At 65.2% G+C, this 2,884-nt stretch carries 6 protein-coding genes; 4 read left to right on the forward strand and 2 right to left on the reverse strand.

Going from position 1 to position 2,884, the window contains the following annotated elements; genetic code table 11:
* The first annotated feature begins 5 nt into the window (after nucleotides 1-5).
* The 4 genes from ACR2J1_RS00200 (at nucleotide 6) to ACR2J1_RS00215 (ending at nucleotide 1,849) form a co-directional block, all read left to right on the forward strand.
* Nucleotides 6-164: a heme exporter protein CcmB gene (locus tag ACR2J1_RS00200; protein ID WP_434017331.1), complete on the forward strand. Its 159-nt coding sequence runs from the start codon at nucleotides 6-8 to the stop codon at nucleotides 162-164.
* Between the two features lie 89 nt (nucleotides 165-253).
* Entirely contained in the window at nucleotides 254-991 is a 738-nt protein-coding gene (locus tag ACR2J1_RS00205; RefSeq protein ID WP_434017326.1) for a heme ABC transporter permease, read from the forward strand.
* 10 nt (nucleotides 992-1,001) lie between these two features.
* Nucleotides 1,002-1,259: a heme exporter protein CcmD gene (gene ccmD, locus ACR2J1_RS00210; protein WP_434017327.1), complete on the forward strand. Its 258-nt coding sequence runs from the start codon at nucleotides 1,002-1,004 to the stop codon at nucleotides 1,257-1,259.
* Nucleotides 1,256-1,849, forward strand: a complete 594-nt coding sequence (locus tag ACR2J1_RS00215) for a DsbE family thiol:disulfide interchange protein (protein ID WP_434017328.1) — start codon at nucleotides 1,256-1,258, stop codon at nucleotides 1,847-1,849. The genes ccmD and ACR2J1_RS00215 overlap by 4 nt, the downstream gene beginning before the upstream one ends.
* Before the next feature lie 10 nt (nucleotides 1,850-1,859).
* Here the strand turns inward: ACR2J1_RS00215 and ACR2J1_RS00220 are convergent, their stop codons facing one another.
* A complete protein-coding gene (locus tag ACR2J1_RS00220) occupies nucleotides 1,860-2,321 on the reverse strand; it encodes a MarR family winged helix-turn-helix transcriptional regulator (RefSeq protein ID WP_434017329.1) in 462 nt (153 codons plus the stop codon).
* A gap of 245 nt (nucleotides 2,322-2,566) precedes the next feature.
* A partial coding sequence (locus ACR2J1_RS00225; protein WP_434017330.1) for an inner membrane-spanning protein YciB occupies nucleotides 2,567-2,884 on the reverse strand: 318 nt, incomplete at its 5' end.

Raw genomic sequence — 2,884 nt, forward strand, 5'->3', positions numbered from 1 at the left:
TCTACGTGCCGGTACTGATCTTCGGCGTAGCCAGCGTCTCCGCCGCGATCACCGGACCTGCCTCGCCCTGGCCACCTCTCGCCATGCTCTGCGCCTTCAGCCTCGCGAGCATCGTGCTCGCGCCGCTGGCGGCGGCCGCGGGCTTGCGCGTTGCCATGCGCTGAGGCCCGTGCTCGATGATGACGCTGATTTTCACCTCCTCCGAGGCGAGGTCGTTGCGATGCTCTGTCAAACCAATTAGACAGTTAACCCCATGCCGAGCCTTGCCAATCCGACACGTTTCCTCACCCTCGTCGCCCACGTCGTGCCGTGGCTCACGCTCGTGACGCTCGCGCTGCTGGGGATAGGCCTTTACCTCTCGCTTTATGTGGCGCCGCCCGATTATCAGCAGGGCGAGACCGTGAAGATCATGTTCATTCACGTTCCTGCCGCGTGGCTCGCCATGTTCGGCTATTCGCTCATCGCCATCGCGAGCCTCGGCACGCTCATCTGGTGGCATCCTCTCGCCGACGTCGCCGCCAAGACCGCGGTCCCGATCGGGGCTACCTTCACCTTCATTGCCCTCGTCACGGGCTCGCTCTGGGGCAAGCCGATGTGGGGGACCTATTGGGTCTGGGACGCGCGCCTGACCTCCATGCTCGTGCTGTTTCTGCTCTATCTCGGCCTCATGGCGCTGTGGCAGGCGATCGAGGAGCTTGGCCGCGCCGGCCGCGCCGCCGCCATCCTCGCCCTGGTCGGCGCCATCAATGTTCCCATCATCAAGTTCTCGGTCGACTGGTGGAACACGCTGCATCAGCCGGCGAGCGTCTTCCGCGCCGGCGGTCCCAGCATCGACCCGGCGCTGCTCACCCCGCTTTTCGTGATGGCGGGCGCCTTCACGCTGCTTTTCGTGCTCCTGCATCTCCTCGCCATGCGTGCGGAGATCCTGCGCCGCCGCGTGCGCGCCATGCAGCTCTCGCAAGTCGAGCACGCTGCCGGGGCGGAAGCGTAAGGATCGCACCATGCCGGAGTTCGGGCAGCACGCGATCTTCATCCTGGCCGCCTATGGCGTGACCTTCATTGCCGTTTGCGCGCTGGCGCTCGTCATCGTCGCGGATGACCGCAAGCAGCGGCGGCTTCTGGCCGAGCTGGAGCGCAAAGGCATCAGGCGTCGCTCGGCGGCCGCTCCCTCGAAGCCGCAAGCCGCGAAGCGGGAAGCCGCGAAGCCGGAAGCCGCTAAGCCCCAAGCGCGCAAACCCGCCCGAAAGCGCTCCTCGTGACTGAAACAAAGCCGCCCTCCTCACGCCGGCGTGGCGTCGCGCTGCTTCCGCTGCTGCTGTTTGCAGGCCTTGCGGGCCTGTTCTGGTTCGCGCTGCATGGCGGCGATCCCTCGCGCCTGCCCTCGGCCCTGGTCGGCAAGCCCGTGCCCGGCTTCACTCTTCCGCCGCTCGATGCTTTGACCACCGATGCGGGCCCGGTGCAGAGCTTCGACCCGAAGGATCTTGCCGCCGGCAAGCCCACCATCGTCAACGTCTTCGCGTCCTGGTGCGTGCCATGCCAGGAGGAGCATCCCGTCCTCATGGCGCTCGCGAAACGGCCCGGCGTGAGGCTCTACGGCATCAACTACAAGGACGACGACGCCTCGGCGCGGCGCTTCCTCGGCCGCCACGGCAACCCGTTCGAGCGCGTCGGCGTCGATCGCTCCGGCCGCGTCGGCATCGATTTCGGTGTCTATGGGGTGCCGGAGACCTACGTCATCGCGGGCGACGGCAAGATCGCCTACCGCCATGTCGGCCCGCTGACGGAGCAGGACGTCACGCAGAAGCTGCTGCCCCTGCTGCTGGAGCCGAGCCCGAAGCCGGAAGGCTGACCACCCCGGATCAGTCCTTCCGCGTGTTCGTGACGAGCAGGTTCAAGGTTTCCAGAAAGTCCTGACGCTTGGCCGGCGATAACGCGGCCAACAGACGCATGTCGGCAGCGGCCGCCGCGGGCTGCGCCTCGCGCAAACTCTTCGCACCTTGCGGGGTGAGCTTGATGGCGTAGGCGCGCGCGTCTTCCTTGGTGCGGCGGCGCTGAATCAGCCCGCGCGCCAAGAGCCTTGCAATGATATCCGCAAGCGTCGACCTGTCGACGCCAGTTCGATCCACGAGCTCTGTCTGGGTCAGCCCCTCTTCCTCGGCCACCACCATGAGGATCGCGAATTGTCTTGGCGTCAGTCCGCTAAGGCCTGCCTCGGCCGCGAAAATGTCGGCCGCGCGCTGGCCCGCGCGATGCAGAAGGTGCATCGCCGAGCGATTGAGCTGCTGCCCGCCTTTAACCATCGTCCCGAGGCGTTGCCCCATGGGGCTCGCTCCTCCCTGCGGTGTCGCGCGCGGTGCACTCTAAACCATTACAACCCAGAATCGCTATTGTGCCAACGCTGGGTTGTAGGTTTTTCCTTGTGACCTTCCGACCACCTTTTCGTTTCGTCCGATTGTGCCGCCACATATCGGTTCGACAACGTAAGGCTGCAAGACCGCTACCGCGCCAAGACCGGCGTTAGCCCTAAAATAGGCGGCTCCGATCTGATTTGAGACGGAAGCCACGCTCAGCGGTTGCCCGGCAGAGCGTGCCGCTGCATCAGGGGCATCTGCGCAAAGGCGAAGGCAAAGGTGATGGGCAGGAAGCCGAACGCCTTGAAGCTCACCCATGTGTCGGTGGAAAAGTTGCGCCAGAGGAACTCGTTCAGCACCGCCATCGCGACGAAGAACACGATCCAGCGCAAGGTCAGCTTGCGCCAACCCTCCTCGGTCAGATTGAAGACCGGCCCGAACAGGAGCGCGAGCAGCGGCTTCCGCATCAGATAGCCGCCGAGCAGCAGGGTTGCGAACGTGAGATAGACGATCGTCGGCTTGAGCTTGATGAA

The sequence above is a fragment of the Methyloceanibacter sp. genome (assembly GCF_050999895.1).
GTDB lineage: Bacteria > Pseudomonadota > Alphaproteobacteria > Rhizobiales > Methyloligellaceae > Methyloceanibacter.

Excerpts from the sequence above, each read along its gene's own strand:
- ACR2J1_RS00220 (WP_434017329.1), bottom strand. The coding sequence starts at position 2,321 with ATGGGGCAACGCCTCGGGACGATGGTTAAAGGCGGGCAGCAGCTCAAT.
- ccmD (WP_434017327.1), top strand. The coding sequence starts at position 1,002 with ATGCCGGAGTTCGGGCAGCACGCGATCTTCATCCTGGCCGCCTATGGC.
- ACR2J1_RS00205 (WP_434017326.1), top strand. The coding sequence starts at position 254 with ATGCCGAGCCTTGCCAATCCGACACGTTTCCTCACCCTCGTCGCCCAC.